Annotated in this window: 27 protein-coding genes and 1 pseudogene; 12 read left to right on the forward strand and 16 right to left on the reverse strand. The window is 53.5% G+C overall.

From position 1 onward, the window contains the following. Complete coding sequence (locus JFT63_RS27480) at window positions 1-834, reverse strand: DUF932 domain-containing protein (RefSeq protein WP_198845164.1); 834 nt, start codon at window positions 832-834, stop codon at window positions 1-3. A gap of 179 nt (window positions 835-1,013) precedes the next feature. Here JFT63_RS27480 and JFT63_RS27485 point away from each other — a divergent pair, with 179 nt between their 5' ends. Together JFT63_RS27485 and JFT63_RS27490 are read left to right on the forward strand one after the other, a co-directional pair. Then, window positions 1,014-1,316 carry a type II toxin-antitoxin system RelE/ParE family toxin gene (locus tag JFT63_RS27485; RefSeq protein ID WP_177031937.1) on the forward strand — a complete coding sequence of 101 codons (303 nt, stop codon included), beginning with the start codon at window positions 1,014-1,016 and terminating at the stop codon, window positions 1,314-1,316. After that, entirely contained in the window at window positions 1,313-1,606 is a 294-nt protein-coding gene (locus JFT63_RS27490) for an addiction module antidote protein (protein ID WP_198845165.1), read from the forward strand. Before JFT63_RS27485 ends, JFT63_RS27490 begins: the two co-directional genes overlap by 4 nt. A 577-nt stretch (window positions 1,607-2,183) precedes the next feature. Here JFT63_RS27490 and JFT63_RS27495 read toward each other — a convergent pair. The 15 genes and pseudogenes from JFT63_RS27495 to JFT63_RS27565 all read right to left on the reverse strand — a co-directional run bounded on the left by JFT63_RS27495 (window position 2,184) and on the right by JFT63_RS27565 (window position 17,382). Beyond that, on the reverse strand, window positions 2,184-2,981 hold the full coding sequence (locus JFT63_RS27495) for an Abi-alpha family protein (RefSeq protein ID WP_198845166.1): 798 nt from the start codon (window positions 2,979-2,981) through the stop codon (window positions 2,184-2,186). 34 nt (window positions 2,982-3,015) lie between these two features. Continuing rightward, complete coding sequence (locus JFT63_RS27500; RefSeq protein ID WP_198845167.1) at window positions 3,016-3,483, reverse strand: hypothetical protein; 468 nt, start codon at window positions 3,481-3,483, stop codon at window positions 3,016-3,018. Between the two features lie 11 nt (window positions 3,484-3,494). After that, complete coding sequence (locus JFT63_RS27505; protein ID WP_198845168.1) at window positions 3,495-3,719, reverse strand: hypothetical protein; 225 nt, start codon at window positions 3,717-3,719, stop codon at window positions 3,495-3,497. A gap of 85 nt (window positions 3,720-3,804) precedes the next feature. After that, window positions 3,805-5,484 (reverse strand): DNA cytosine methyltransferase, encoded by a 1,680-nt coding sequence (locus JFT63_RS27510; RefSeq protein ID WP_198845169.1) that lies wholly within the window; start codon window positions 5,482-5,484, stop codon window positions 3,805-3,807. A 53-nt stretch (window positions 5,485-5,537) separates the two neighbouring features. Further along, complete coding sequence (locus JFT63_RS27515) at window positions 5,538-5,780, reverse strand: hypothetical protein (RefSeq protein WP_016715805.1); 243 nt, start codon at window positions 5,778-5,780, stop codon at window positions 5,538-5,540. A gap of 1,252 nt (window positions 5,781-7,032) precedes the next feature. Continuing rightward, window positions 7,033-8,727, reverse strand: a pseudogene (locus tag JFT63_RS27520) (restriction endonuclease subunit S); the annotation flags it as partial. Continuing rightward, the gene (locus JFT63_RS27525; RefSeq protein WP_198845171.1) at window positions 8,724-10,193 is read right to left on the reverse strand and encodes a type I restriction-modification system subunit M; all 1,470 of its coding nucleotides are present in this window, start codon (window positions 10,191-10,193) and stop codon (window positions 8,724-8,726) included. The pseudogene JFT63_RS27520 and the gene JFT63_RS27525, both read right to left, overlap by 4 nt. Window positions 10,194-10,283: 90 nt before the next feature. Beyond that, entirely contained in the window at window positions 10,284-12,659 is a 2,376-nt protein-coding gene (hsdR, locus tag JFT63_RS27530) for an EcoAI/FtnUII family type I restriction enzme subunit R (protein ID WP_198845172.1), read from the reverse strand. A 501-nt stretch (window positions 12,660-13,160) separates the two neighbouring features. After that, entirely contained in the window at window positions 13,161-13,706 is a 546-nt protein-coding gene (locus tag JFT63_RS27535; protein ID WP_029380360.1) for a hypothetical protein, read from the reverse strand. Between the two features lie 490 nt (window positions 13,707-14,196). Further along, window positions 14,197-14,829 carry a recombinase family protein gene (locus JFT63_RS27540; RefSeq protein ID WP_198845173.1) on the reverse strand — a complete coding sequence of 211 codons (633 nt, stop codon included), beginning with the start codon at window positions 14,827-14,829 and terminating at the stop codon, window positions 14,197-14,199. Window positions 14,830-14,965: 136 nt separating this feature from the next. Continuing rightward, complete coding sequence (locus JFT63_RS27545) at window positions 14,966-15,148, reverse strand: hypothetical protein (RefSeq protein WP_198845174.1); 183 nt, start codon at window positions 15,146-15,148, stop codon at window positions 14,966-14,968. Window positions 15,149-15,202: 54 nt separating this feature from the next. After that, window positions 15,203-15,346 carry a hypothetical protein gene (locus JFT63_RS27550; RefSeq protein WP_198845175.1) on the reverse strand — a complete coding sequence of 48 codons (144 nt, stop codon included), beginning with the start codon at window positions 15,344-15,346 and terminating at the stop codon, window positions 15,203-15,205. Further along, window positions 15,343-15,693: a TrfB-related DNA-binding protein gene (locus tag JFT63_RS27555; protein WP_198759585.1), complete on the reverse strand. Its 351-nt coding sequence runs from the start codon at window positions 15,691-15,693 to the stop codon at window positions 15,343-15,345. Before JFT63_RS27555 ends, JFT63_RS27550 begins: the two co-directional genes overlap by 4 nt. Further along, window positions 15,690-16,604 (reverse strand): ParB/RepB/Spo0J family partition protein, encoded by a 915-nt coding sequence (locus JFT63_RS27560; RefSeq protein WP_198845176.1) that lies wholly within the window; start codon window positions 16,602-16,604, stop codon window positions 15,690-15,692. Before JFT63_RS27560 ends, JFT63_RS27555 begins: the two co-directional genes overlap by 4 nt. A gap of 10 nt (window positions 16,605-16,614) precedes the next feature. After that, window positions 16,615-17,382, reverse strand: coding sequence for a ParA family protein (locus JFT63_RS27565; protein WP_198845177.1), 768 nt, complete (start codon window positions 17,380-17,382; stop codon window positions 16,615-16,617). Window positions 17,383-18,073: 691 nt separating this feature from the next. On the opposite strand from JFT63_RS27565, the gene JFT63_RS27570 reads away from it, so the two are divergent. The 10 genes from JFT63_RS27570 (at window position 18,074) to JFT63_RS27615 (ending at window position 25,435) form a co-directional block, all read left to right on the forward strand. After that, complete coding sequence (locus JFT63_RS27570; protein ID WP_198845178.1) at window positions 18,074-18,346, forward strand: hypothetical protein; 273 nt, start codon at window positions 18,074-18,076, stop codon at window positions 18,344-18,346. A gap of 18 nt (window positions 18,347-18,364) precedes the next feature. Next, window positions 18,365-18,838: a TrbC/VirB2 family protein gene (locus tag JFT63_RS27575; protein ID WP_198845179.1), complete on the forward strand. Its 474-nt coding sequence runs from the start codon at window positions 18,365-18,367 to the stop codon at window positions 18,836-18,838. Beyond that, window positions 18,835-19,134, forward strand: a complete 300-nt coding sequence (locus JFT63_RS30190; RefSeq protein ID WP_198845180.1) for a VirB3 family type IV secretion system protein — start codon at window positions 18,835-18,837, stop codon at window positions 19,132-19,134. Before JFT63_RS27575 ends, JFT63_RS30190 begins: the two co-directional genes overlap by 4 nt. After that, window positions 19,121-21,805 carry a type VI secretion protein gene (locus tag JFT63_RS27585; protein WP_233102429.1) on the forward strand — a complete coding sequence of 895 codons (2,685 nt, stop codon included), beginning with the start codon at window positions 19,121-19,123 and terminating at the stop codon, window positions 21,803-21,805. Before JFT63_RS30190 ends, JFT63_RS27585 begins: the two co-directional genes overlap by 14 nt. Continuing rightward, window positions 21,805-22,491: a type IV secretion system protein gene (locus JFT63_RS27590; RefSeq protein ID WP_198845181.1), complete on the forward strand. Its 687-nt coding sequence runs from the start codon at window positions 21,805-21,807 to the stop codon at window positions 22,489-22,491. Before JFT63_RS27585 ends, JFT63_RS27590 begins: the two co-directional genes overlap by 1 nt. A 29-nt stretch (window positions 22,492-22,520) precedes the next feature. Then, window positions 22,521-22,733: a hypothetical protein gene (locus JFT63_RS27595; protein ID WP_198845182.1), complete on the forward strand. Its 213-nt coding sequence runs from the start codon at window positions 22,521-22,523 to the stop codon at window positions 22,731-22,733. Beyond that, complete coding sequence (locus JFT63_RS27600; RefSeq protein ID WP_198845183.1) at window positions 22,726-23,115, forward strand: hypothetical protein; 390 nt, start codon at window positions 22,726-22,728, stop codon at window positions 23,113-23,115. Before JFT63_RS27595 ends, JFT63_RS27600 begins: the two co-directional genes overlap by 8 nt. Beyond that, window positions 23,103-23,963, forward strand: coding sequence for a type IV secretion system protein (locus JFT63_RS27605; RefSeq protein ID WP_198845184.1), 861 nt, complete (start codon window positions 23,103-23,105; stop codon window positions 23,961-23,963). The genes JFT63_RS27600 and JFT63_RS27605 overlap by 13 nt, the downstream gene beginning before the upstream one ends. Further along, window positions 23,963-24,628: a VirB8/TrbF family protein gene (locus tag JFT63_RS27610; RefSeq protein ID WP_198845185.1), complete on the forward strand. Its 666-nt coding sequence runs from the start codon at window positions 23,963-23,965 to the stop codon at window positions 24,626-24,628. Before JFT63_RS27605 ends, JFT63_RS27610 begins: the two co-directional genes overlap by 1 nt. Before the next feature lie 120 nt (window positions 24,629-24,748). Further along, window positions 24,749-25,435, forward strand: a complete 687-nt coding sequence (locus JFT63_RS27615) for a TrbG/VirB9 family P-type conjugative transfer protein (RefSeq protein WP_233102430.1) — start codon at window positions 24,749-24,751, stop codon at window positions 25,433-25,435. The last annotated feature ends 163 nt before the right edge of the window (window positions 25,436-25,598 follow it).

Below are 25,598 nucleotides of genomic sequence, written 5' to 3' on the forward strand. Positions count from 1 at the left end.
TTAAGCGGCCTGCTGAGTGCGCAGGGCCTGTGCCAAAACCCACAGGGCGCGATTCAATTTCACGTCCTGATCGATCCCGTTTACGCCGCGAGTAGTTGCCCGGCGCCCTTGCTTGTTGCGGCCACGCAAGCCGCCCTTGATCGTGTTTTCCTGAATGCGGTTGAAAGTGGTCCAGAGGTCATTGTCGTAGTCCTCAACACGGCGCGGGGCGAGCAACTGGCGGGCAGTCACTGGCGCCGGTCCCTCTTTAGGGTCGTAGCGGTAAGCCAGCGCAGCCATTGCAAAGGCTTCCTGCTCGTCAGGCCGCAGCTTGAGCTGTTGCATGCACTCGCGCTGATCGTCTACGGCGTTGAACTGGTTGAGCACTTCATAGGCTCCCTCGATCACGTCGCCGATCACGTCACCACGACCGCTGTGACGTACTTTCTGATCCATGGAGCAATCGCCAAGAACCAAACCATTGGCGCACACAAACCGGAACATGCCCGCCATCATTTGATAGCTACTGCTGCCGTCATGGCTGTTCAACAGAATCACTTCGTTGGCCTCTTTGGCCATGATGTGGTTCGCATGGCGCAGGCGAATCATGTGTTTGGTGTGTTCAAGTTTGTCAGTGTTACGAACGCGGGTTTGGCACGCCATGAATGGCTCGAAGCCTTCGGCGCGCAGCGCGTCGAGCACCTTTACGGTTGGGATGTACAAGTAACGATCGGAGCGGCTGTTGTGCGCTTCCTCGGCAAAGATCGAAGGGGCAACGCTGGCAATCTGTTCATTGCTCAGAGGTGCATCGCTGCGGATCATGCACGGGTTACGGAAGTTGCTGGATAGACGCATTTTTGAATCTCCTTCGCAGAATTCCCGGAGCGGTTGCCGCCGCTTATCCCGGGTGCCGAAGCGGTATTGCTTCGACGGGGTTAGTATCTCAATCCACACCTATCATGTCAACTATTTGTAAAATTTAATTGTACATATAGTGCTTGTTTTACCGTGATTTATAAACTACAATAGACCTCATGAAAACGATCAAACAAACCGCCACGTTCATGACGTGGGAACGTAAGCTCAAGGATCACCGCGCAAAGGCGATCATTGCTGCGCGGGTCTTCCGGGTAGCCAATGGCCTTTTGGGTGACGTTGAGCCGGTCGGCCAAGGCGTTAGCGAGTTGCGTATTCACTACGGCCCCGGCTACCGGGTCTATTTTCAGCAACGCGGCAATGAGCTTGTGCTGTTGTTGTGCGGCGGCGACAAAGGCAGCCAGGCACGTGATATTGAAACCGCCAAGATGCTTGCCAGTCAGTGGAGTGAGGATGAATGAAAGAGCCAATCTATGACTACGACCCAGCGGCAGCGCTGACCGATCCTGAAACCATCGCCCTCTTTATGGCCGATGCTTTTGAAACCGGAGACGCGGCCCACATTGCCCAGGCGCTAGGCGTTGTTGCCCGCGCCAAAGGCATGACCGAGCTGGCCAAAGAATCCGGTTTGTCCCGCGAACAGCTTTACCGCTCGTTCAGCGGCAAGGGCAATCCGACCCTGAAAACCATGCTGGCTGTCATGCGCGCTGTCGGCCTCGATCTGACAGCACGGCAACACGCACACCCTTGATTCTCGCGTGCGAGAAAAGCGGCGAATTGCTTGACGCCGCCGCTCTCCCGGGCTGCTCCGAGGCCGAGAGTTGCGAGCGGTAAACAAACGCTTTTCAGCCGTCCGCGAAGCGGGCGCAGCAAGACCCTTCGACCTGGAGCGCACTGCCGTTGGTGGTCTGCTCGTCAGCGTCGGTCGGTCGCGGTAAGCCCGGACTATCCAGAGCCAGGCCGCGTGCAATGGGACCGTGGAATACCGCAGGGAGCTTGCGACCGAGGATATGCCGCGAAAGCCCGTTGCAGGCAAGGCGTGGCGGCGGATAGGCCATTGGGGCGATCCGCTACCGAGCGATGATGATGAGCCACCTGGTGAACGCGGAGGGTCGGGCAAGCCGTCCTGCAGGACGGTGCGCAGGCCGAAGGCCGGAGGTAAGCGGAGCGCGCAGCCCGGAACGGGCGAAGGCGTGAGGATTGAAGCCCGAAGGGTCAAGACCTGGCAGCTTTTCCGCCAGGGCTTGATTCACGTAAGCCGCCCCCCGAAGGGGGCACGTCCCTACCCAATTCGGACATGGCCAGCCAACTGAGTGACTGGCTGTAGGCTAAATTTTTGACCGCGACGACGATGAGTTTGCGTCTGAGATCGTCAAACCAACAGCTCTCCCAAACGCATAACCTAACGATGTAATGACGACGCTCGACAAATCTCCTGGGAAACTTATCTCATCCTGAGTTGAACCATATTCGCCATAACGCTCATCGTGCCCGCCAGGCTCGAACGTCCTGAACTTGATGTAAGCAGGTTCGATAAGACCTAGCCGATTCAACGTTATTACGGACACAGGATCGTGGACGTTCGTGCCATCGACACCAGGACCGTAAGCAAGACTCGAATCACGGGTCTCTTTTTTAGAGGTTTCCTTCTCCGCCTCCTCGAACATCGAGGACAGGACAAGAGCATCGACGGCTGTCATTTCGCCAAGCGTTGTCACGTACTTGCGGTGTATGCCTTCTTCGCTCGCATCCATTCCAGTAGCCATCAGATTCGCCCATAGGGTGTGCAAATCTTCTTCGTCCTCGACAGTTGCATACTCAATTAGGGGAAGCGCCACTTTGGGCGGAATCGCCCGGATATTGACGACTCCTTTCTCTTCAAGCCGACTTTTTGTTTTTTGTACCAATGACTCCAGCCGCTCCCAACTGTAGATCGAGGCTTCAATGCGCTTTGCCACAATTTTGTCAGTCCAGTACAAACCGACTGTTTCCTCGATTGCTCGGCCGAATATACGATCTAAAAATCCACCGGTACTCCGTACGGTATCAATCGCCTTACCGCTAACCTTAGCGACTTCCTGTAAAGCCTTAGCTGCTTCTGTTGCTGCTTCAATTTCGTCCGCCATATGCTCTCCTTGAAGGCTACCTGTATTTAATTACCTAGTTAGGCTTGGTCCTGGCCCAAGTCCATTTATCCAACCGAAAGCCGATGCGCTTAACGCTGGCCAGCTCACTAATCAGAAGCTCACGCTGAGCTGGTGTGATAACGCCGAGGTACTGCAGCTTTCCGATGCAGCCGAGCGTCCGGCCATACCCTTTCAGCGGATAGGACGGATCATGTTCGCGCCGCTTCATCGAGTCCACTAACACATCCATGGCTTCGGCCAGCGCCGGGTGTTGGCCTCGCAGATCGGAAAGGCTGAACCGGTTCGTCACCAGCTCCGGGAAGTAGAGCACCAAGCCAGGCCGGTCCGACTCGATCATGCACTTCACAGCCATTTTCAAGTCTTCCTTGGTGATACCAGACGCTACGGACATTGCACCTTGGATCTCAGACTCTGACGCGGTTTCTGTCCAGAACAGCAGGTCCAGGTAGTCGTTCAATTCACGCTCTTTGTGTTCGTCCATGCTGCAGATCCTCAAATGTCCATTTCGTCTGGTGTGTTCACATCGGCCAGCGAGCGGCACAGATCCGCTTTGCGCAACAACCCGGCACCGTTACCAGTCGGCCAGATCGAGGCGGCAGCTTCATAAAGTTCCGCGGCTGAATACCATTTCCGCTGCTGTTCTGCCAGCCGAGCGGCTGAATGCAGTGCAATGCTGGAGCGCTGGGCCTTGCTTGGGGTGAGGTCACGGAATTGCATCGGTGTATCTCCTTCGCAGTCCCCGGAGCGGTTGCCGCCGCTTTTCCCGGGTTGGTATGCGCCCTGGTCAACAGGGCGCGGTTATTCATTGCGGTTGAGTTGCCATGGTCAGGCCGACCGCAATCGGTCGAACCCATACCGGCATGTGGCTGAGCAGGAAGGTTTCGCCTTGCTTGGCCAGCAACAACGTACGGGCCATAACACCGGCAATTGCCTCGGCTGCGTCGGGTGGTACGGCGTTGCCGATCCGCTCACGCCACGCCTGATCACTCAGGCCGTCCAGCTCCAACTGTTCCTCGGGATCGACCAGGCTCTGCAGCGCGGCCATTTCAAAGGTGGTGAACGGGCGGTGCCATGTGCCGTCCAGACTCTCGATGACACACGCAAGGCGTTCATTGGCGGCGGGCAACCTCGGATCGGCAACGCTCCAACGTCCGTTGTCTTGGCGAGCGCTGGCCGACACGGCACCGGCTGGGTTATCCCAACCGATAACGCCGTAATGACCCCCGGTTAGGTACGCATCGCCCTTACCTCGGCGCAGTCCTGGGCGTGGATCCTGTACCGCAAATGCGCCTTGGCCAGTGGTGCTACCCGCAATCACCGTCCTGGCTGATCCGTTCCAAGGCGTCACACTGTATTTGCCGTGTCCCATGGCCGAACCGCGCGGATCCGCGACGCTGAAAGTGCCTTGACCTGGTGACTTCACACCGATGATTGCCCCGCTGCTGTCGTCCCAACGCCTGACGCCGTACTGCTGATATTGCAGGGCTCCGGCCTTGCTCCGTGGATCCGCGACCGAAAACGCGCCATTGGTTGGACCGGATTGCCCGGCCACGGTGCCAGTCGAATCCCCCCAGCCATGGACGCCCAAGTAACCGGAATAAGCCTCCGGCACAATGATGAAATCGCGCAGATAGCCGTCCTCGATCGCCAAGCGATCAAGGCTGCGCCAATCCTTCCCAGCTTCGACCAGGGCGAGGCGTACCCACGTTTTCCACTGCAGCGCAGGAATGCGGTGCATTGGGCCTGCCCGCTCAATATCACCAGGCATCGGCATACGTCCCAGCACAGCACCGACCGGCTGCAGCGACTTCTTGTCCGGTTCGTACAGGAACGGCGGCACTTTCTCGACGTGGCGTGCAACCAGTAGGAAACGCTTGCGGCTCTGCGCCAGGCCGCCCAGCTCGCCGCAATCATGCGTTGTCTCTGCCACGGCATAGCCATAGAAGCCGAGGATCTGCGCGATCTGATCGAGAAGATGACGGCCACGGGTGGCCAGCCTTGGGACGTTCTCGAAAACAATGAGGCCGGGCGGGTTGTGTCTCCATGCTTCGCACATCAGCCACACACAGCGCAGGGTCAGTTCGTTTAATGCCTGATATTTCGGCGTCAGGCTCAACGCTTCGGAAAGAAGCCCGCTCGCGCCCTTGCATGGGCTGCTGATGAAAACGGTGTCGGGATCCTGAAAGCCTGCAGCGCGGCGAATGTCTTCCGGCGTGGCTTCTGTCCAGCCAAGTGGCGGCTCTTTACCGTGGAAACGGATGTACTGATCGCGGGTGAAAAGATCCATCTGCGTGCCAGGCACACCGGCCAGGCGCTGGAAGTCACGCAAGGCCCCGGCATCAACATCGACACCACCAATGCCGCGCCACTCTGCCTGCAGGTGGCCGACGATTTCTTTGTTGCGGTTGAAGCCCTTGGCCCCGCCACCCAACCCACAGCAGAAATGGAAATGCTTGAGCACATACTTTTTCGGCATGTTCATCATGGTGTTCCTTCACAAAAGGCCCGGGCGTTTGGGCGTCCGGGCCTTGCGGGTCAGACTTGGGAGGCGGTTGCCTTGGCCATGTCGCGGAAGATCTCGGCGTGCAGTTCGAGCGGGAATTCCGCAACGACCTCACGCTGACCGCCATCGCGGCGCTCGCCGACGACCATGTAAAGGGTCACGGTGGCGGGATCTTGCCCTGGTCGTGCCTGATGGGTAGGCATGACGGTGAAGGTGCTGTAACGGCGCAGCTCTGCCGCGTCGCTGAAGTAGAGGATATGGGGCTCAAAAGCCATGGGTGAATCTCCTTCGCAGAATTCCCGGAGCGGTTGCCGCCGCTGGTTCCGGGTGACGAAGCGGTATTGCTTCGACGGGATTAGTATCTCAAACCCCGCCTATCATGTCAACTATTTGTAAAATATTACTTTACTAAATATTCCTGTTTTCGCGTGCGAGAAATTGCCCTTTCGACTTGACGCCGCCGCTCTCCCGAGCTGCTCCGAGGCTGAGTGTTGCGAGCGGTAAACAAACGCTTTTAAGCGCGTTCGCGCAGCGGACGCCGCAAGACCCTTCGCCCTGGAGCGCGCTGCCGGTGGTGGTCTGCTCGTCAGCGTCGGTCGGTCGCGGTAAGCCCGGACTATCCAGAGCTGGGCCGCGTGCAATGGGTCGTGGAATACCGGAGGGAGCTTGCGACCGAGGATATGCCGCGAAAGCCCGTTGCAGGCAAGGCACGGCGGCGGATAGGCCATTGGGGCGTCCGCTACCGAGCGATGATGATGAGCCGCCTAGAACGCGGAAGGGCGGTCACGCCGTCCTGCGGACGGCGTGTAGGCTGAAGGCCTGATAGAAAGCGTCAGGCTTGGGGCATTTAGAGTAAATACGGCTCCGCTATCGCTTTTAGAATCAGACTGGCAATGTCATTTTTCCGCTTTTGGTTCGGATACCAAACCCAGTAGGGACAAGAAAGCTATATCGGCGCATTTCTGCCAATTCGGATAGCCACTGGGCTTCACTATACTTTAATTTGCTCTCATTCCATCCATGCAAGACCTCTTGCAAGATGGCCGCTTCGCTGGCTTCGCGTCCCTCGATTAACAAATCATTCCACGCGCTGTACAGCGTAGCTACGCGCTCGCATCTACCGGTATCCCATGGACGCATCAATTCAATAAGTTCGTGAATCAGCTCGCGCTGTTCAGAGGACCATACTGCTTCATAGGCTGGACGGTGTGAGCCAGAGAGGATCAAAGGGCGATACTCATACCGCTTACCCTCATCCAATGCCAACTCCTCGAACCATTGATTTTCTTGCATACCCTGAATCGCTTGACTCATTAATGCCGGATCATGTGGACCTGCAGCATAGCGTTCTTCTCTACTTTGAATCTCTTTTAGCCGGGCAACATGCTCCGCCAAGGATATGACCTTTTGGAGTTTTACCCGCCCCATGCGCTTTTCACAATGGAGTTGTTGAACGATTTCTGCTGCTAGCAGAATTCTAGCTTTTTCTTGACCCATTGCTGCGTCGGCAGCTTTATCTTCAACATTCAATGCTTGTTCAACCAATACAGTTGCAATTTTTACATTGAGCTGACTTGCTTGGTTGAGCTTAACTTTTAATTGATCACACAATGTCATTAGCTGTTCGAGCTTAGCGATAATACGGTGCTGCTCCGCAACAGGCGGCAATGAAACCACCATGTTTTTCATAATTGTTCCGTTAACGTTAGCCTGGCCACATTGTTGCTTTAGGTGTGGATTGATTTGCGTTTTACGAAACAGAGGGCTATTCATTGAAAGATTTAGATAAGATGGCAACAGAAATTCTTTCAGACAACGGATGCGAATCAAATAAGAAGCGAATGTATATTGATTATCCTCTCCTGCGAAAATTCCAGTTTTACCGACTAGCTCAGCACTATTTGTTCTATTGTAAAGCAAATCATCAGCGACTAAATAAAGCTGCGGCAAGCCTTCAGTAACTTTACTTACTTTCATTTGACGACCAAGAATTACACGACCGTTCTGAATATCCCCCATTTTCAGTACTGGGACGCCGTCAGACATATCTGCGGTTTTTTCAGAAAGTCCATACTCTGTGCTAAGAGCCAAATCTCCAATTCTTGCCCAGGTCCAGCTGGAAGGTAAATTGAATGATTTTTCCTCTTCTGAAATTGGAGCTAATATTTTTTGCTTTTTTAGTTTGCCTTCTGAGACTAACAGTTGCTTCTTAATTTCGATCTTTTTTAACAGAGTACTAGCCAGTTCATCATCAGAATCTTGATGTACCAGTTTGCCCATCACTGCTAGTTGCTGCAGAGTTAATTTTAATGCTTCGATGCTGGATTCCGTGGTGAATATGGTGTCAAAATGCTCCGCTAGCCGCTGCCAGCTTCCAGAAAACTCAGTGGCGTTGCTGTCCATGGTCAGACTATCGAGCAGCGCTTGTACTAGTCGGGTATGAGCACCTCCGGCGTCTGCCTGCTGAGTTTCCAAGCGCTCACACAACTCCAATAGTTCATCGACTTTGGCAACAATGCGGTTTTGTTCCGCTAGAGGGGGTAGTGGAATAGCTATGGAAGCTAAAGTCTTGCTTGACATATTTGATATGCCAACGCCTTTTCTATACTTCGAAATTTCTCCTGAACAATTCAGTTTTTCGAAATATTTTTGTATATAGTAAGGCTGAATTCGCCCATAGAAGCGAGCACGATGTACATGATTTTGGAAGCAAATTGACCTATCTTGATCCCAGACTGCAGCGCGCCCAGCCTCTCCTCCTTCACAGATCAATAAATCGTTTTTGATAGCAGTACAACGTTCTAAAGCACTTTCCTCAATAAGCATTTGACGAACGTTATCAAGCTCAAACCTTCCCCAATATAGATTTGATGTTGTTATGTAGTCCCTAGCAACACCAGAATTTCTGCCTTTATCTAGGGTTTTACCGGAGTTGTGCTGAGCGATGTCGCCGAAGCGGACCCATCTCCATGTGCTAGGCAAATCATACTTATGGTTGTCTGTAATATCAGGTGATGGTTCGCTGTATTTCTTTCGACCAGAAACGTCTTGAAACTTCTCCTGGGCAATCTGCTTAAGCAACTCGCAGATTGGTTCATCAGAAGGATCTTGCGGTACTAGTTTGCCGCGCACGGCCAATTCCAGAATTAGCTCGCGCAGTTTCTGGATGCCATTGGACGCACCGGCCAGCAACGGCAGCTTGTCTGTGAGCATCTTTGTCATACTTGGCGCTCCAAGGCTTCGGCCAGCATAATTTTAAGCTGGTTACGTAGATCGCCGATTCCTTTTTGCAATTGTGCATAGTCATGTAGCAGTTCATCCGGGTCATGGCTAATCTTCTGGCCAATATGCGGGTTCTTGCAGTCCAAGTTCCAGTTGCGGGCCTGCAGTTCCTCGAAGCTGACCTTCCAAGCAAACTCATGTTCCTTTCGTGTGACAAAGCCATCGGCCTCGCTGCCCCACCAGTCTTCCTCGACTATGAACTCTTCGACACGCATGGGGCGAGTCTTGGAGTAGTTTTTTACACCTTCCGGGTATTGATGTTCGTAAAACCACACATTCTTGGTCGGCGTGCCTTTAGTAAAGAACAGCAGGTTGGTTTTGATGCTTGTATAAGGACTGAACACGCCGTTTGGCAACCGAACGATGGTATGCAAGTTGCACTCAGTCAGTAGCTTTTCCTTGATACGGCTTTTGATGCCCTCACCAAAAAAGAAACCGTCAGGAAGTACTACAGCGGCGCGCCCACCTGTTTTTAACATTTGCATAATCAGCACCAAAAACAGATCAGCTGTTTCTCTGGTGCGAAAGGTTGCAGGGAAGTTGGTTTCGATGCCGTCTTCTTCCATACCACCAAATGGTGGATTGGCAACTATGCAGTCTACACGTTCTTTTGGCCCCCAACTGATGAGTGGACGGGCGAGGGTGTTGTCATGACGGATCTGGCTTGGTACTTCAATACCATGAAGGATCATATTTGTGGTAGCCAACAGATGTGGCAGAGGCTTTTTCTCTACACCGAAGATACTAGCTTGTAAAATACGCTCGTCTTCTGCGGTTTTCACATAACGGCTGCGTTTATGCTCGATGGCACACGTGAGGAAACCGCCAGTACCACACGCTGGGTCCATCACCTTTTCTTCTAGCTTAGGATCAACCATACGCACCATGAAATCGGTGACCGGACGAGGTGTATAGAACTCACCTGCATTACCAGCGTTTTGCAGATCGCGTAAAAGTTGTTCGTAAAGATTACCGAACTCGTGGCGTTCCTGAGCTTTATTGAAGTCGATTCCTTCTTGGACTTTATTGATAACTTGGCGAATCAACTGCCCAGACTTCATATAGTTATAGGCGTCTTCGAACACGCCACGCACTACAAAGGCCGATGGAGTATTGCTGTATTCATGTAGATTTTGAAGCTGTGGGAACAAGTCGTTGTCGATGAAATTCTTCAACTCATCCCCTGTTATGCCTTCGGCGTCGGCTGCCCAAGTACGCCAGCGACAGCTTTCGGGGATAGGAGAACGATAGTCGTCATTGAGCAGCTCCCATTCCATTTCTCTGTCATCGAAAATTTTCAGGAACAACAACCAGACTAGTTGGCCGATGCGTTGCGCATCACCGTCGACACCGACGTCTTTGCGCATGATGTCCTGAATGGATTTGATGGTGCTGCTGATGGACATGGAATTCTCTCGGACGTGCTACGACAAAAGCGGAGGATTGTAGAGCTTTGACACCTAGTTGTGGTGTCAAAGCGTCGGAATGAGGCTGGCCTAGCTGGCGTACAATTCATCTTGCAACTCATGCACGGCCTTGGCATAGCCCGCTTTGCCACCGAACCCTTTGACCAGCTCGATGGGGGCTCCGATCTGGCTGAACGGATCAAGCTGAAGGATTTTTATGTCTTCAATATGTTCGACGCCGGTATCGGCATATTTGTCGAGCAGTGCTTCCAACACCTGGCGCGAGGCGCCGGAGTACTTGGCGAAATAGTTGCGTTTTTTCACCTGATCCGCTCGTTCTCTACGCGAAAGCGCAGGCTGATCAAAGGCCACATGACAGATCAGGTCGAAGGGATCGAGCGGCTTGCCCTGTTTCTTTTCAACCTCTTCGGCCAACGCCTCCCAGAGAACGCCTTGGGCGGCCATCTCTTCGATGATGACCTTCTTCTGCTCACTATCCGTCCAGCGGCGAAGAAAATCGTCCAATGACGCGAACTGTTTTTTTACGCATGCACGGGTGTAATCCCGTAAGGATTCAGTGATCAATTTGCCATCAGGACCGTAGTACTGAATCCGCTCGGCGATTACGTAAACTGCTACGTCAGCAATGACATACTTGATGCGAGGTGCTCGTTCGTCATCACCACTTTCCAGAGGTAAGTCATCGGAGCCGTCTATAGGATTTGATTCGTCGTAAGATGCATCGATATCGTCGCCGTCGTCATCTGGAGGAACCGGATTCCCCTCTTCCCCTGGTTCATAGATTTGCACAGGATCACCATCGAAGGCAGGGTCAGCAAATAACTCAGTGGCCTTTTTGAAGTCCATGATGGTGAACCAGTACTTACCATGCTCCTCATTGATCCGGGTGCCGCGACCAATAATCTGCTTGAATTCCGTCATCGACTTGATGTGTTGGTCGAGCACGATCAGCTTGCAGGTCTGGGCATCAACTCCTGTGGTCATCAATTTGCTGGTGGTGGCGATGACCGGATAACGCTCTTCGGGATTGATAAAGTTGTCCAGCTCGGCCTTGCCTTCTTGTTCGTCGCCAGTTATGCGCATGACGTATTTGCGATTCTCCTTAATCCTGTCGGGATTGAGGTTGGACAGCGCTTGGCGCATGCGCTCGGCGTGATCAATGTCGTCACAAAATACGATGGTTTTCTGAAAAGGGCCGGTGGCCTTGAGGTAATCGGTGACCTTTTGCGCGACCTGGTAAGTACGCTTCTCTAGCACCAGATTGCGATCCATATCCTTAAGATTATAGATGCGGTCCTCGATCAATTGACCATGCTTATCTACCTGCCCTTTATAGGGTCTCCAACCCTGGACATCGACGTTGAAATCGATGCGTACCACTTTGTATGGCGCAAGAAATCCGTCTTCAATCCCCTGCTTGAGTGAGTAGCTGTAGACAGGATCGCCAAAATAGTAAGTGCTGGAAACATCCTTCGTTTCCTTCGGCGTAGCAGTGAGGCCGACGTGAGTCGCACTGGAAAAGTAGTCGAGAATCTCGCGCCAGGCTGAATCCTCAGCAGCGCTACCACGATGGCACTCGTCGATCACTACCAGGTCAAAAAAGTCTGGAGTGAACTGTTTATAGATGTTCTTTTCTTCTTCGTTACCCGTAACTGCCTGGTACAGCGAAAGATAGATTTCATAGGACTTATCGATTTGACGTTTGCTGATCTTGGTCATGGCCGCGCCAAACGGCTTGAAATCGTTGTTTTTGGTCTGATCAACAAGAATGTTGCGATCCGCCAGAAACAGGATGCGTTTCTTCTGCTTTGACTTCCATAGACGCCAGATAATCTGGAAGGCGGTGTAGGTCTTGCCGGTACCGGTAGCCATTACCAGCAGGATCCGCTGCTGCGACTTTGCTACTGCCTCAACGGTGCGGTTGATGGCGTTGGTTTGATAGTAGCGCGGAATACGACCTGACCCATTATCATAATAGGGCGCTTCGACCTTCGTGCATGCCTCGCCTTGCAGCCCTTTCCATTGACAATATCGCTTCCAAAGTTCCTCAGGACTGGGGAATTGGTCAAGGCTTAACGTCGTCTCGACTTGTGAACCGGTATGGCTTCGATCGTGAAACAAAAAACCATCGCCGTTGCTGGAGAACACGAAAGGCACATCCAATGCTTCCGCATATCCTAGCGCCTGCTGCATGCCTGCACCGATTGAGTGCTTGTTATCCTTTGCCTCAATCACTGCGAGCGGTAGGTTTTTTTGATGTGATAGGAGGTAATCGACACGCTTACGTTCACCACGACTATGTAGTTTGCCGCGAACCATTACACGACCAGCGGTGAATCCGAACTCTTCCAGTACCTGTTTTTGGACATCCCAACCTGCCTGCTCGATAGCGGGACAGATGAATTTGGTACAGATATCCCGTTCGGAAAGCGATTTCTTGTCCATAGCCCCAATTATCCTTCAAGGCGGCAGTGCCGCTACGTGCTGGCACTCTGATGGTGCTCAAGTGATGGTCAATGTACATTGTTTAGCGGTGATTTGGACTCCGCTAGGGGCATGAAAGCTTGGAATTTGGTGCGCATAGCCCTCTTGGACTTGGTGAAGGAGGTGCTTAGGCACTGCAACACCACCAGAGACACGGCGCCTTGTTTACTGTATGTCCATATAGCACTCTAAGGTTTTAGATAATGACTATCACGATCTGCGGAACCTTAGAATGGGGTGCTATTCCGATGCCCTGGTACTCAACGCCCGATGGGGTAGGGGAACTGTCCGGGCTGCAAGCGTTCCATCGGCGCCTGCAATCAGCTTTAGAAAGTAAAATGCAATTGAATGGGTTTCTGTGCATTCCACTTTCTAGTCTGTAGAATATCTGAATGGATTTTTGCTCCTTCGCAGAAAACCTAGAAACCCGCAAGCATTGCCGTGCTGCGGGTTTCGTCGTTTTTAGGCCTTGTCCGTGATCGACGGCAAATCAGGCAGCATGCCTTCCAGTGTTTCTTGAACTGGTGGGTTCATCCCATCACCGGCAGGTAATTGCATATCTCCTGGTTCCATGACCGGCGCTTTCAGCAGCTTCCCGGTGCCAAGGTCGCTTTGATCTTCCGACGACACCAGCACTCGCGCATTGAAACGCGCAAACCGTATGTTCTCGCGGCTATCAGCCCAAGCGATTCGGCTGTTAACCACATACGCCAGTGCGCCGCCTCGATCACTGCCGAGCCTGATGGTTTGAATCCACGCCTGATCGATCAACACCGACAAGGCCCGCTTGGTAGTCGCGGTCGAGGTTTCCATCAGCTTGGCCAATGTGGCCTGACTGGCGATCAGAGCGCCGCTCTTATCCATGTTTGCAACTAGGATGTGTAGCAGCTGAGCAGCACGCGGAGCGTGCGCTATGAGCTGTGCCCAGGCTTCGTGCCCAGCACGCTCTGTCTGCACCCATGTCCCGCGTGGAGCGGGCTGGTGTAGGTTGCGGATTTCCTCAGACATTGACCCTCCTGTCAGATCATCCAAGTTGTGTTCGCTATCTCTCAAACTTGCTCGATAGCGTGCAAGAATGAGCCAAGGGTAGCTCACGCCGTGCTCTATGGGTAGATCAAATTTGTTCGCTATCTCACAGGCTTGTCAGATAGCGTTCAAGAAATGAGCTAGGGGTAGCTCACCGTATGAGCTACGGGTAGCTCATGGCTGTTTGCTATCGAGCAAGGATGAGCCAGGGGTAGCTCATGGTCTGGGGTAGCTCATCAGGTGAGCTAGGTTAGGTCACGCGCTATGAGCGAGGTTGGTTCATCAACCGTGACCGAAGGTTCGCTCATATATTGAGCTACCTACTGCTCTAGAAGCCCCGTAAATCAAGGGTTCGCAACTCCTGCCTCTTATGATCTCTACCTGTCACATTTTGCGTTTGATGTTAATCAGGCAAAGTCGCCTGCGGCAGCGGCCACTCGTAAGCGCCTGACAGACTTCGGCTGCGCCTTCGCTAGTCAGTCACTTCCGACCGGCTCAACTGGTCACGGATTTTGAGCACAGTGGTTGTCGAGCATTTCGCGTGCCTGGCTGCAGCACGAATGCCAAAGTTCGCAGCGAGCAGTTCGCGTACACGTTTGTGCAAGTCCTGGTCTGCAGGACGGCCCTTATATACGCCTCCCTGTTTGGCCTTCGCGATTCCCTGTGCTTGTCTCTCTCGACGCTGCTGATAGTCCTTGCGAGCGATAGCAGCCATCATTTCGACCATCATGTTGTTGATCGCTGCCAGCATACGGCTGGTGAACTCGTCGTTTTGGTTCGTTCTCATTGCCAGGTGGCTGGTTGGCAGATCGAGGGCGACGATTCGCAAACCCTTTGAATCAATAGCGGCTTTGAGTGTTCGCCAGTCAGGATCTTCCATCCGCGATAATCGGTCGATGCTTTCGACAAGAAGAACATCCCCCTTCCGAGCATCTTTGAGCAGGCGCAGCAATTCAGGCCTGTCAGCTTCTGTGCCGCTGACGTTCTCGGTGTATGTGCTCGCAACAAGGTGTCCATGTTCAGCGGCGAATTGCTCCAACGCTGCATTGGCCCGGTTTGCATCTTGCTCGACGGTCGAGGCGCGAAGGTATGAACGGATGAACATGGTGGACTTCACCTCGGTGTATCAGTTTGAGTGTTCACTTATTGACGTATCAAATTAGGCGTACCAGTAATCGAAGTAAAGCTCTGAGTGATGTACTCAAAGCTGTTTCAGCACGGGTATGCCCTAAAGAAACAGCTCAAACACCCTCGATTTCAATTTGATCTATGTTGCCGTTCCAGCGTTGTCCCTCGTCGTCGATCACGCTGACTCGCTCGGTGGCCAGGTTTATAGCGATGACCTGGCCGGTTCCGAATGAGGTGAGGTCAGTCTGAAACGCCACTGTTTTGCCAATCAACGGATGTTGGTCGATCTGTTCCATGTGGCTGTTCTCCATTGCTGATGGCTTACTGGTTGCGGTGCCGATGAATACGATTCAAGGCTTCGCAGGATCGGGTTCAAACTCCTTGGCCAGTTCAAGGTCGGCCAGCACCGAGAGGGAACGATCAATGCTGCTGAGTGACTTCGCCAGTGGCTCCAGCAGCTTTGCGAATGCTTCAAGGGTGTGTTTGTCGGTCATGCGTCATGGTCCTTCTTCGTCATGGATTTGTTCTGCCAATACTGCAAGCGCACGGTGTCAGCCTCTTTGACGAAACGATCGATCATTTCCTCGGGCGCGCAGATCTGCGCGTAGGTCCAGCCTTCGGGCGCTTGAAGTAAATAGGCGGAATAGATTTTGTCGCGTATGGCCAAAGCACGTTGTTTCGTCAGGCCGTGCGCGTTGGCCACCGCAACCAGTTTCTTGCCCTCAACGAGGATTTCAAAGGCCACGTCGAGGCTGCGGCTGTGCATCTTTGAGTTGCTGCGGATCCGCTCGAAGTCTTCGTGCGGTATTCGCAGGTCCTGGTCAACGGGGCGGGTAGTCATTCTGCGGGTTTCCACTGGTCAGCGATTTTTTGCCGTGCTTTCTCCAGTTCCTCGGTGAGATACGCCTTTTCAGCTTCCAAGCTATTCACCTGTTCACTCAGGACGGCGACTTGTTCTTTCAGTAGATCCAGTTCCGCGGCCTTGCCGGTGGCGACAGGTTTTGCCTTGGGCTTTCCACCGCCGATCCTGATTGCCTTGGTTGTTCTAAGCTGAGTGCGTACCTCGTTGCGTACGTTCAAGTCAGGGTCTTCTTCGGCCCGCTGAACTACCTCGGCTGCAGCGGCGGGGTCGAGACGTTCAAGGCGGGCAAGGTCGTTAACCACCGACACGTCAGCGGTGACGCCATTCTGTACTGCTGTACGGGTTGCCCCGCCGCTTTCAATAGCATCGAGGTAAGAGAGACGTTCAGCCACCCAACTGACGCTCTTTTTCCACTCGTCAGCGACTGCTTGCAGGGTGCCTAATTCTTCTTTGTCGGCTTTCAGGGACAGGGCTACTTCAATCTGCATCAACCCTTCGCGCTGGACGTTCTCCGCACGCTGAATCCGTTTTGCCTGGGCATCGGTGAGGTTGCGCACCACTGCATCGAGCAAGATTCCTTTGAGTGTGCAGGAGCGCAGCCGCCGTTCGCCCGCGACCATCAGGTACTTGAAACCGCTTTCAGGGTTCGGGTGAGGCCGGAGGACGGCAGGTTCGGCCTGACCGTTCTGCTCAATGTCGTCGCCCAGCTCAATCAGCGATTCTTGCGTAAAGCCCGGGTTGTCCTTGGTACGGATTTGGGGCTTGCATTCAACTTCCCCGAGGCTGACCTTGATGATGCGTTCACCTTCAAGCACAGCCGTTTTTTGTTTCTGAAAGTCTGAGAGCTTGTTGATCGCTCCCCCGAATGCGTTGGGTTTCTTCGTTGTCATTACATAACCCTCATTCGGTCCAAACTTTATCGAGAACGGCCTTGCAAGCTCGTTTCATTTCCCGGCCAGCTTCGCGCTGACTACCACTGCGAGCCTTCCACCAGACCGGATTGCCAGCGGCCAGCGATTTGTTGATACAGGGCCGGTAGATGATCTGCTCTGCAAACATGGCGCTGCCGTAGTTCTCGCGGAGGCCGGGGAGGGCGTCTATTTCCTCGGGCGAACGACTGTTCACCAGGTTCGGCAAGTAACCCAAGAAACGCAGCTCAGGGTTGTACTGCTCTTGCACGGTTTCGATGGTGTTCATCAGCTTCGGGAGTCGAGCCAAGGTGAAGGCGCTGATGTTGAACGGTGCCACTACGGCATGGGAGGCCGTCAAGGCCGCAACCATGCGACGTTGAAGGTTGGGAGGGGTGTCGATCATGCAGAGATCAAAGTCGTCGGCAAACCGGTCCAGCGCTGGCCGCAGATTGTGGATTACATCCAGAGCCATATCGTCCACGTCGAGCAGTGCTACGTCCGCCTCGATCAGCCAGATGTTGGGGCCGACCTGGCGTGGCATGCGTCCATCATGCCCGCCATTAAACAGCTGGCTGGACATTAAGTAGGGCGTATCATCGCCGTCTTCGGCAGCGGCAAAAAACTGCGAAAGGTCGCCCTCGTCGAGGTCAACGACCAGGACACGTTTACCATCTTCTGCCGCGTACGAGGCTAGGTGAACCTCCAATGTGGTCTTACCTACGCCGCCCTTCTGATTCGCTACAGTTGTGATCTTCATCATGATCTCCGACTTGTCCGATAGTGGACCGTGATTCAAGTGTGCAGATGGTAAACCCGTGAGTCAACCCCTAATAAGGGTTTACTTTGTTTTTCTCGCACGCGAGAAAACACAGGTCGCAGCGATGCGTTCTCGCACGCGAGAATTTGTTTTTTGGCTGCTAGAATTCGCGCCACGTCGCTCTTGGGAGCGCGGGGTCAGTTTCCTTGCGCGCTCCTGAGCTGGCCAGAGGGTTGATCGGGGCGGCTCCCGGTCAGCCCTTGCCCTTTGATCACCCCTCGCATTCGTTGCTGACCCCCCCTCCACTGATTGAACAAAGACTATTTCTCACGGTCCATAGGCGTGTGGAAGGCTCTACCTCTTGCCTTCCAGCATTACACGACATGAAGCCAACCCAGTGGCCTCAAGGGATAGTTCGTGAAACGTCTTATTTCTCAATCACTTATCGCCACTCATCAGTGCGCAGGTTCATTCCTGGGGCCTTCTCCTGCCCGTCCTTTTGATTGGATCCAAAAAACACACCACGAAATGTTGATTTCGTGAAATGAAATTACTATAGTGAGTCACGGAATATGCAAAACGTCGAACAAAACACGAAAGAGGAAGAAAATGCGAGGTGGGATCTAGAAGAAAAATGTCAGGGACTCCAGTATCCGCTCTGTTTTTAGCGCTGAGCTATCCAGAGGACATGATGCAATCCCTAGACAAAAAAGAACTGGCGGTTTTCACAAACGCCCAGCCGGATTACCGAGTTCATTTGCAAGAGCGCTATTTGGACGATGTGCGCAAGTGGGCACTCATTATCGAAAGTCCGTCAACTGGACAAGTATTTTCTGTTGTAACTGCGTTAGGGAAAACCAGACTTTTTAAGAATGCCGATACCGCCATCGACTTTATAAAAGAGACCTGCCCTAACAATCCAAATAAAGCGATAACCGTAACGTACGGGGATGCCCCGTCATGACTAAGAAGAGGCAAAGGTATGCAACTCAACACTGGAAAATCGACTTTCCGTAAGGAAGAAACAACCACCAACAAACAATCCTGGGTAACCAGGATTCAACAAAGCAACACAGCAACAACCCTCCGCAATATCTTCACTCCGAAAGACGGGATGAACCATGCGGCCCTGATGCGCAAAGACTGGACTGCCAAGGCAGAAAAGATCGCCGTCCTCGGGTCGCTGTTCTCCATCAGCCTCCTCCCTGAATTTGCCAACGCGGCGCTGGACATGAGTTCGGTCAAGAACCTGCTCAAGGACGTTGTCAGCTTCCTGATCTTCGACATTGGTTACTACCTGGGCATCCTGGCCATTGTGGTGCAGGGCTTCCGGGCTAAGTCGGGCCGTGTCGAGTGGTCCACCTTCGGTTGGACTGTCGCCGGTGTGTTCCTGGTGTTCTTCGCACCGAACATCGTCACCGAGATCAAGTCCGGCGCAGCTAGCTCACTGCAATGAGTACGGTCGAGCACGCGCCCGATGAGGGCGAGGTGCTCGTTTTAGCGATGGCTCGGCCATCTATGGTCGGCGCATTCACGCTATCGAGCATTCTCATCAGCATATTTGGTCCGCTTGTAACGGCATTAATTATTCGCTCGTTATGGCCGGTTGGGGCAATACCACTACTGTTTGGCGTGTCGTATTACATCTGCAGCAAAGACGTTTATTTGTTTGGCGTCTTGCAATCTGCATTTCGTTTACGCGCCTCTCGGCTAAGGAATATGTGGGGGTATCGGAGTTATGCGCCTCGTTGATAAAGCGTTTAAGAAGTTGACGCGCAATCTCGACCTGTCGCTTGGTGTCCAACAGCCAGCAGGATCTGAACAGGACCTGCTGGAGTTGGAAGTCAGCGAAATGGTGCCGTATGACTATCACTATGATGATCAAACGGTAATGACCAAGGAAAGTGCATTGGTGCAAGTTATCAAGATTGATGGCTTGCTCTTTGATTCACTTACCGATGAACAGGTCAAACAGTTTGAAGTTCGCCGTAATACGCTGCTGCGTACTATCGCGTCCAGTAACTTGGGCCTGTACGTGCATACCGTACGCCGGAAGGTCTTCGACTTCCCGGAAGGCGAGGGTGGGACCTGGTTCTCGAAGCAGCTCAACGCCGCTTGGCGTGGCCGCTATCAACACAAAGGGTTCTACGTCAACGAGATCTATATCTCGCTGGTACGCACTCGTTTTCGTTCTGGCGTACCGGGGCTGATGGATCGCGGCATCGCACTTATTACCGGGACCAGTCCGACCAAGCCTGATGCTGAATCCTACGATGACATGGCCGACGATCTGTATAAGTCGTCGAACATGCTACTCGGTGGGCTCTCGGAGTACGGTGCGACTCGCCTGAAAATCCAGCGGCACCCTGTATCCGACTCGAAGTTCATCGACCGTGACCAGGCTTTTGACGCTGTGAGCCGCTTCCGTTGGAGCTGGGTGGACTTCAAAGAACATAACGGTGATCACCAGCAATACCCTGTCGAGGTAATGAGGGATTACTTGGGGGAAGAATTCTCTGAACTCAGTACGTTCTTCAACTACCTGATCAACCTTGAGGATCGCAAGATCCCCGTGAGTGATCAGAAAATCTGCGAAATGTTGCCATACGCACGCCTGAACTTTCGCGTGCTGGCAACTATGTGCGAAGTGCGCGGCAGCACCAGTTCCCGTATCGGAGCGATGTTGAGCATGGCCGAATGGCCGCGCAGAACTCCGTCGCGGATGATGAACAAGTTCCTGCAACAGCCGGTGGAATTCATCATCACGCAATCGTTCTTCTTCTCTAACCGGATCGAAGCTGAATCGGCGATGACGCAAGAACAGCGCCGTTTGACTGTCTCGGACACCCACGGTATTTCCGATGATGACAGCAAGGAACTGACTGAGGGTATCCGTGCGCTGCGTCGTGGCGATGCTGTCAACGGCCTGCATCACCTGACCATCTTCGTTCATGTGCCGTCTCTGCCCATGGATTCGGATGCCAACCGCAAGCAAAACGCGAAGGACCTCGATCACGCAGTGGGCCTGGTGGAAAACTGCTTCGTGGACCTGAACGTAAAATCCGTGCGCGAGTGGATGGCACTGGAAACCTTTTATTGGTCCCAGTTGCCTGGCCAGGCACAGAACCTGATTGGTCGTCGCGGCAAAATCAAATCGACCAACTTCGCGGGGTTTGCCTCGCTGCACAATTTCGCCAAGGGCCGTCGAGACGGCAACTTGTGGGGCCCGGCCATTACCGCCTTTGAGACTGAGAGCGGTACTTCCTACAACTTCAATTTCCATCGTGAGCTGGAAGGGATGGTTGCAGGCCACACGGCGATTGCCGCTGATACTGGGTCGGGTAAGACCACAGTAATTTCGCTGATGGTAAGCGAGGCTGACAAAGCCAAGCCGCGAGTGTTCTGGTTCGATAACCGGTTTGGCGCCAAGGTGTTCATGAAGGCAATGGGCGGAGTGCATACCACGCTGTCGCCTCATAGCGGCATGAACTGGAACCCCTTCAAGCTGCCCGATACTCCTGAAAACCGTGCGTTCCTGGTGGATCTGCAGGTGCTGATGCGTCAGTGCTATGCATCAACCCCCACGTCTGCTGACGACATCAAACGCTTCAAGGCTCTGGTAGACGAAAACTACAGCCTGCCGTTCGCGGATCGTCGGTTCAGAAATGTCGTGTGGACCTATGGCCAAGGCGAGCTGGCTGACGTTATGGCCATCTGGCACGGCGCCAAGGGTGTTACTGGTGCGAATGCCGGTGTCTTCGACAACGTGAATGATTCCATCGACCTCAACTCGTCTCGGCACTACTGCTTCGAAATGATGGAACTGCTCAAGGGTGGTGAAGCGCGGCCAGAGCTTCCGGTCGTGTTGAGCTACCCACTGCACCGCATCGAGCAGGCAATGGATGGCACCCCTTTCATCCTGGTACTGGAGGAAGGGCAGAACCTGGTGAAGAACGAATATTGGAAGAAGCGAATCGACAACTTCATCATGCAGATCCGTCGCAAAAACGGCCTGATTATCTTTGTCACGCCTGACGCGAAGTACTTCCGCAGTGAAACCGACTCAATCGACAAACAGAGTGCCACCAAGATCTATCTGTCGAACGATGCGGCCACTGATGAAGATCATCAAAACCTGACCGCTGCTGAACTCAAGTGGATCCGTGAAATCGGCCAGGGCTCCCGCAAGTTTCTTATCCGTCGCGGCAAAGAGTCGATCAGGGTTGTATTCGATCTGACTTCTAAAGATGAAGTAGCCGACCTGTCCGACTTCATCCCTGTGCTGTCCTCGAACGATGTTGGTGTGGCCCTGATGGAGTCAATCATCAAGCGCCTGGGCACCGATGATCCTGAGCAATGGGTTCCGGTCTTCATGGCCGAAGCCAAAGCGAAAAACACCCACAACTTGAAGGCGGTCAAATGATGACGACTATCAAAAAGCTGAGCCTCGCTACAGCGGTGGTCATGGCTATTAGCGGCCAAGTACACGCTACCGGCGTTCCAACTGGCGACGCCGGGACCTGGGCTGCATTGGCAAATGAATACGCTCTTCTGAAACAGCAGTTCGACACGTTGAAGCAGTCCTACGAGACGCAAAACCGCACTCTGGAAAGCCTCAAGGGCTCGTATGGACGCGGTGCTATCGGACTGAATGACGCCATCAACTCGGCCTCGGTCGTGCCAGGTTCATGGCAGGAAGTCGTTTCTCGTCAGGGCTCCGGTGCCTATGGCAGCAAGCAGTCGTACTACGAAGAGCTGATCAACACGCTACCGCAGGAGCTGTTCAACAATCCGCAGGGCCAACGGGCTCAGGGTTACCAACTCAGCTCAGACGCCGTTCGCGCTGCAATGTCGGGCGGTGACGCCTTGTACAGCGAGGTGCAAGTCCATCTGAACAATCTGGCCACGCTCTCGCGCCAAGTAGACAGCACCACCAACGCCAAAGACGCAGCAGATCTGCAAAACCGTATTGCCGCCGAAAACGGCATGTTGTCTTCGGCCCAGTCGAAGCTGGCAGCGTTGAACATGAACCTGCAAGCGAACCTGAACAACGCCGAGAACCAGGCCACGGCGGATAACGAAAAATTCTTCAAGTGGAAAGATCAGTAATTCTCGCGTGCGAGAAAAGGAGCTACGCAATGAAAGCATTTGTCCTGATCCTCAAGATCGTCACCTTCCCGCTCTGGGCGCCTTTGTGGATGGTCGCCAAGCTCTGGAAAGTGCTGCTGTTGGCCGTGGTGGTCAGTACTGCCTCGGGCTGTGTCACCAACACCGGAAAAATCGACAAGTCGCCTTGCGCTTGCCAGTTCACCCCGTTTGTCACTGCTGACCAGGAGCGCACCAATGCCTAAGTTCAAACTGCATCACGTCCTGTCCGTAGTCGTTGGCGTTGTGGTGGTTGGTAGCGTGATTTACATCAACACCGCCTCGTACTTCTCGACCGAACCAGTTGCACCGGGCAGCCCATCGGCCCCGATTAGCGTCGAGAAAAACCCACTGCTGAGCGCGACCAAACGGGACGTTGGCAACTGGTTCCCTGGAACTTGCTTTGCTGAGATCTACATGAAGTCGTCGTCCTACGGCGGTTCGCTGGTTCAAGGCTGCATTGAGCAGACCGCCAGGGAGATCAAGGCACAAACCGGCGTGCAGTTGAGTGCCAGCGACTTCCGCGATCCTGAAGTGCTCTCCCACTTCAAGGGTGTGTACGGAGCATCGAACCCATGGCGCAGCTGACTCTAGAAGGCTTAATTGGTGCCACTGACGAAGTGACTACGAGCTTCGTCGGCCAAGTGTTTCCCGATCTGGCAGAGCTGATCTCTCCGGTCGTGTACCTGGTCGCCGTCGCTTACTGGGTGGTCTTGGGGTTCACAATCTATAACGGCCAATCCCTCAAGTATTGGGATCTCGCGCAAAGGATGTTCCTCACTGGAATGGTGTTCCTTACGCTGAATTGGTCTTCTGGTGGGCTTGCGTTCTATCAGGCATGGGGAGGTGCAACAGAGTCCATTGCCGCGAAAATCATGAGCGGTGGGGTCAGTTCCACGTCGATGCTCGACGCCTTGTATGTGAATGTGGGGAAAGTGGCCAGCGTTCTGATGAACGTCAGTTGGCGGCAGTTTGCAATGATCCTGATGGGCTATGGCCTGTTCATCATTAATTGCATCCTGTTCGTGGTCGCCGTGCTGAATATGCTGATCGCGAAGTTTGGCGCTGCCATCAGCATGTCGATTTTGCCGGTCTTGGTCTCTTTCTTTTTCTTCTCACAAACTCGGGGATGGGGAATGAATTGGCTAAGTAAGATGTTGAACTTCTCACTTATCTACATTCTGTCCATTGCCATTATCCGGTTCGGCTACTCCGTATTTGGGGACGCCATTGAAGAAGTGGCTCAAACCGCGACTATCAGTGATGCAGCACTGATGACGGCTCAACAGTACGGCACATTGTTGATCGTTGAAGGGGTCTTGATTATCTGCATGTTGCAAGTTCGCGGTTGGGCCGCTGCGTTGTCCTCTGGCGCAACAGTAGGAGGTTCGTCGCTGGTGATGATGGCTGTAAGAACTTTGGGAGTACGAGTGTAATGGACAAGACGTTCAAAAATGATGAAGAGCTGCGCCGCAAGACATTGCGCGAGCAACAGAAGATCAAACAGGAACGCAATCGCTCGTTGTTCCTGAACGGTGCTCAGGCGATTTCTCTTGTCGCACTGGCATGTGCGGTCTACGTCCTGTCTGACCTTCACACGGTCATTCCCGTGGTAGCAACTGTCGGTGCAGACGGTGAAGTATTGAAAATGCGCGTCATCGACAAGGATAACGTTGGAGCAGAAGACGCGCTGATTGAAGCTGACCTGTACGACTTCGTGAATGCGTGCAACACCTTCGATCCTCGCCGCCGTCAGGTGTTGTCAGACACTTGCCATCTGTACTCAACACCCGAGGTTGCCCGCCAGTACGAGCAGGAGATCAGCCCCGATAACCCGGCTAACCCTTATGCGACGTTGGGGGAGAAAGAGTGGATCGACGGCAGGGCATACGCCATCAACAAAGTTGGTGATGTTTATCAGGTCTCTTTTACTTCGTACTTCCATCAGGCGGGTAAAAACGAACCTGTAGCGACTAACTACACGGCAAACGTAAAGCTGGCCCACACACTACAGCCGCGAAAACTCGGCGACCGTTGGGTTAACCCGCTGGGCACTGTAATTACCGTTTATCGTAAGAATGAAGAACTGAGCCGCCGGTAATTCATTCAATTCAAGGAAACTGAAATCATGAAAAAACATTGCATTTTGCCGACCGCTATCGCCCTGAGTTTGTGTTTTTTGGGTGGTGTTGCACACGCTGCTAAGTTGCCGACCCCGCTCATGACCGATAATCGGGTCAAACAAGTGCCCTATGATCCGAACCAAGTTTATGAACTGGTGGGCACTTATAACTATCAAACTTCGCTCGAATTCGAAGCTGATGAAATGGTGAAGGTGGTCGCCCTGGGCGACACCATCGCCTGGCAAACCATCCCGTTCCGCAATCGCATTTTCCTCAAGCCGGTCGAGGAAAATGCGGATACCAACCTGACCGTTATCACCAGCAAGCGCACCTACTACTTCCAGCTCAGTAGCTCCAAGAAACGCACCGGTCAGTCGTACCTGGTGCGCTTTATCTACCCAAGCAGTCGCGTGTCCTCCTTCACTGAGGTCAAGAGCCATGAGCCTGCGCCGGTGGTCAGTACCGGGACGCCAGGCTCGCCGAATATCAATTACGGCTATTCGGGTGACAAGGACGCCATTGGCTTGCAGTCGGTCATGGACGATGGGCAGTTCACCAAGTTCCTGCTCAAGAAAGGGGCCGATATGCCGCAGTTCTACCGCGTGTTGCCCGATGGCACCGAGGCCATGGTCAACAAGCGTCGTGAGGGTGACTACGTGGTCGTAGAGCGTCTGGACAGCATGTTTGTTCTGCGTGACGGCAATGCCCATGTGTGTGTGGAAAACCTGGCCAACCCATACAAGCGCACTGTGACCCGGGGCGTTCGTGACGGCGGGGGGGCTTGAGCATGAAAGCTGACGACAACAAAGCCACTCCAGAGAGGGGATGTAAGCCGGAACCCCAGAAATTTCCGTCACCCTAGTTGGGTGGGCTCAACACTCGTGTCACCAGCTACCTTCTGGAGAATCGAGCTCGGCCATCCCTCCCTGGACGGGCATCGCTCGACGA

The organism is Pseudomonas sp. MF7453 (assembly GCF_016405455.1).
Classification (GTDB): domain Bacteria; phylum Pseudomonadota; class Gammaproteobacteria; order Pseudomonadales; family Pseudomonadaceae; genus Aquipseudomonas; species Aquipseudomonas paralactis.

What these genes read in the sequence shown, in the direction of transcription:
- JFT63_RS27565 (WP_198845177.1), bottom strand. Translation starts at nt 17,382, where the DNA reads ATGAAGATCACAACTGTAGCGAATCAGAAGGGCGGCGTAGGTAAGACC.
- JFT63_RS27600 (WP_198845183.1), top strand. Translation starts at nt 22,726, where the DNA reads ATGCCTAAGTTCAAACTGCATCACGTCCTGTCCGTAGTCGTTGGCGTT.
- JFT63_RS27585 (WP_233102429.1), top strand. Translation starts at nt 19,121, where the DNA reads ATGCGCCTCGTTGATAAAGCGTTTAAGAAGTTGACGCGCAATCTCGAC.
- JFT63_RS27505 (WP_198845168.1), bottom strand. Translation starts at nt 3,719, where the DNA reads ATGCAATTCCGTGACCTCACCCCAAGCAAGGCCCAGCGCTCCAGCATT.
- JFT63_RS27545 (WP_198845174.1), bottom strand. Translation starts at nt 15,148, where the DNA reads ATGGAACAGATCGACCAACATCCGTTGATTGGCAAAACAGTGGCGTTT.
- JFT63_RS27495 (WP_198845166.1), bottom strand. Translation starts at nt 2,981, where the DNA reads ATGGCGGACGAAATTGAAGCAGCAACAGAAGCAGCTAAGGCTTTACAG.
- JFT63_RS27540 (WP_198845173.1), bottom strand. Translation starts at nt 14,829, where the DNA reads ATGTTCATCCGTTCATACCTTCGCGCCTCGACCGTCGAGCAAGATGCA.
- JFT63_RS27515 (WP_016715805.1), bottom strand. Translation starts at nt 5,780, where the DNA reads ATGGCTTTTGAGCCCCATATCCTCTACTTCAGCGACGCGGCAGAGCTG.
- JFT63_RS27610 (WP_198845185.1), top strand. Translation starts at nt 23,963, where the DNA reads ATGGACAAGACGTTCAAAAATGATGAAGAGCTGCGCCGCAAGACATTG.
- JFT63_RS27485 (WP_177031937.1), top strand. Translation starts at nt 1,014, where the DNA reads ATGAAAACGATCAAACAAACCGCCACGTTCATGACGTGGGAACGTAAG.
- JFT63_RS27535 (WP_029380360.1), bottom strand. Translation starts at nt 13,706, where the DNA reads ATGTCTGAGGAAATCCGCAACCTACACCAGCCCGCTCCACGCGGGACA.
- JFT63_RS27570 (WP_198845178.1), top strand. Translation starts at nt 18,074, where the DNA reads ATGCAATCCCTAGACAAAAAAGAACTGGCGGTTTTCACAAACGCCCAG.
- hsdR (WP_198845172.1), bottom strand. Translation starts at nt 12,659, where the DNA reads ATGGACAAGAAATCGCTTTCCGAACGGGATATCTGTACCAAATTCATC.
- JFT63_RS27605 (WP_198845184.1), top strand. Translation starts at nt 23,103, where the DNA reads ATGGCGCAGCTGACTCTAGAAGGCTTAATTGGTGCCACTGACGAAGTG.
- JFT63_RS27575 (WP_198845179.1), top strand. Translation starts at nt 18,365, where the DNA reads ATGCAACTCAACACTGGAAAATCGACTTTCCGTAAGGAAGAAACAACC.
- JFT63_RS27480 (WP_198845164.1), bottom strand. Translation starts at nt 834, where the DNA reads ATGCGTCTATCCAGCAACTTCCGTAACCCGTGCATGATCCGCAGCGAT.
- JFT63_RS27500 (WP_198845167.1), bottom strand. Translation starts at nt 3,483, where the DNA reads ATGGACGAACACAAAGAGCGTGAATTGAACGACTACCTGGACCTGCTG.
- JFT63_RS27615 (WP_233102430.1), top strand. Translation starts at nt 24,749, where the DNA reads ATGACCGATAATCGGGTCAAACAAGTGCCCTATGATCCGAACCAAGTT.
- JFT63_RS27555 (WP_198759585.1), bottom strand. Translation starts at nt 15,693, where the DNA reads ATGACTACCCGCCCCGTTGACCAGGACCTGCGAATACCGCACGAAGAC.
- JFT63_RS27590 (WP_198845181.1), top strand. Translation starts at nt 21,805, where the DNA reads ATGACGACTATCAAAAAGCTGAGCCTCGCTACAGCGGTGGTCATGGCT.
- JFT63_RS27510 (WP_198845169.1), bottom strand. Translation starts at nt 5,484, where the DNA reads ATGAACATGCCGAAAAAGTATGTGCTCAAGCATTTCCATTTCTGCTGT.
- JFT63_RS27525 (WP_198845171.1), bottom strand. Translation starts at nt 10,193, where the DNA reads ATGTCCATCAGCAGCACCATCAAATCCATTCAGGACATCATGCGCAAA.
- JFT63_RS27560 (WP_198845176.1), bottom strand. Translation starts at nt 16,604, where the DNA reads ATGACAACGAAGAAACCCAACGCATTCGGGGGAGCGATCAACAAGCTC.
- JFT63_RS27490 (WP_198845165.1), top strand. Translation starts at nt 1,313, where the DNA reads ATGAAAGAGCCAATCTATGACTACGACCCAGCGGCAGCGCTGACCGAT.
- JFT63_RS27595 (WP_198845182.1), top strand. Translation starts at nt 22,521, where the DNA reads ATGAAAGCATTTGTCCTGATCCTCAAGATCGTCACCTTCCCGCTCTGG.
- JFT63_RS30190 (WP_198845180.1), top strand. Translation starts at nt 18,835, where the DNA reads ATGAGTACGGTCGAGCACGCGCCCGATGAGGGCGAGGTGCTCGTTTTA.
- JFT63_RS27550 (WP_198845175.1), bottom strand. Translation starts at nt 15,346, where the DNA reads ATGACCGACAAACACACCCTTGAAGCATTCGCAAAGCTGCTGGAGCCA.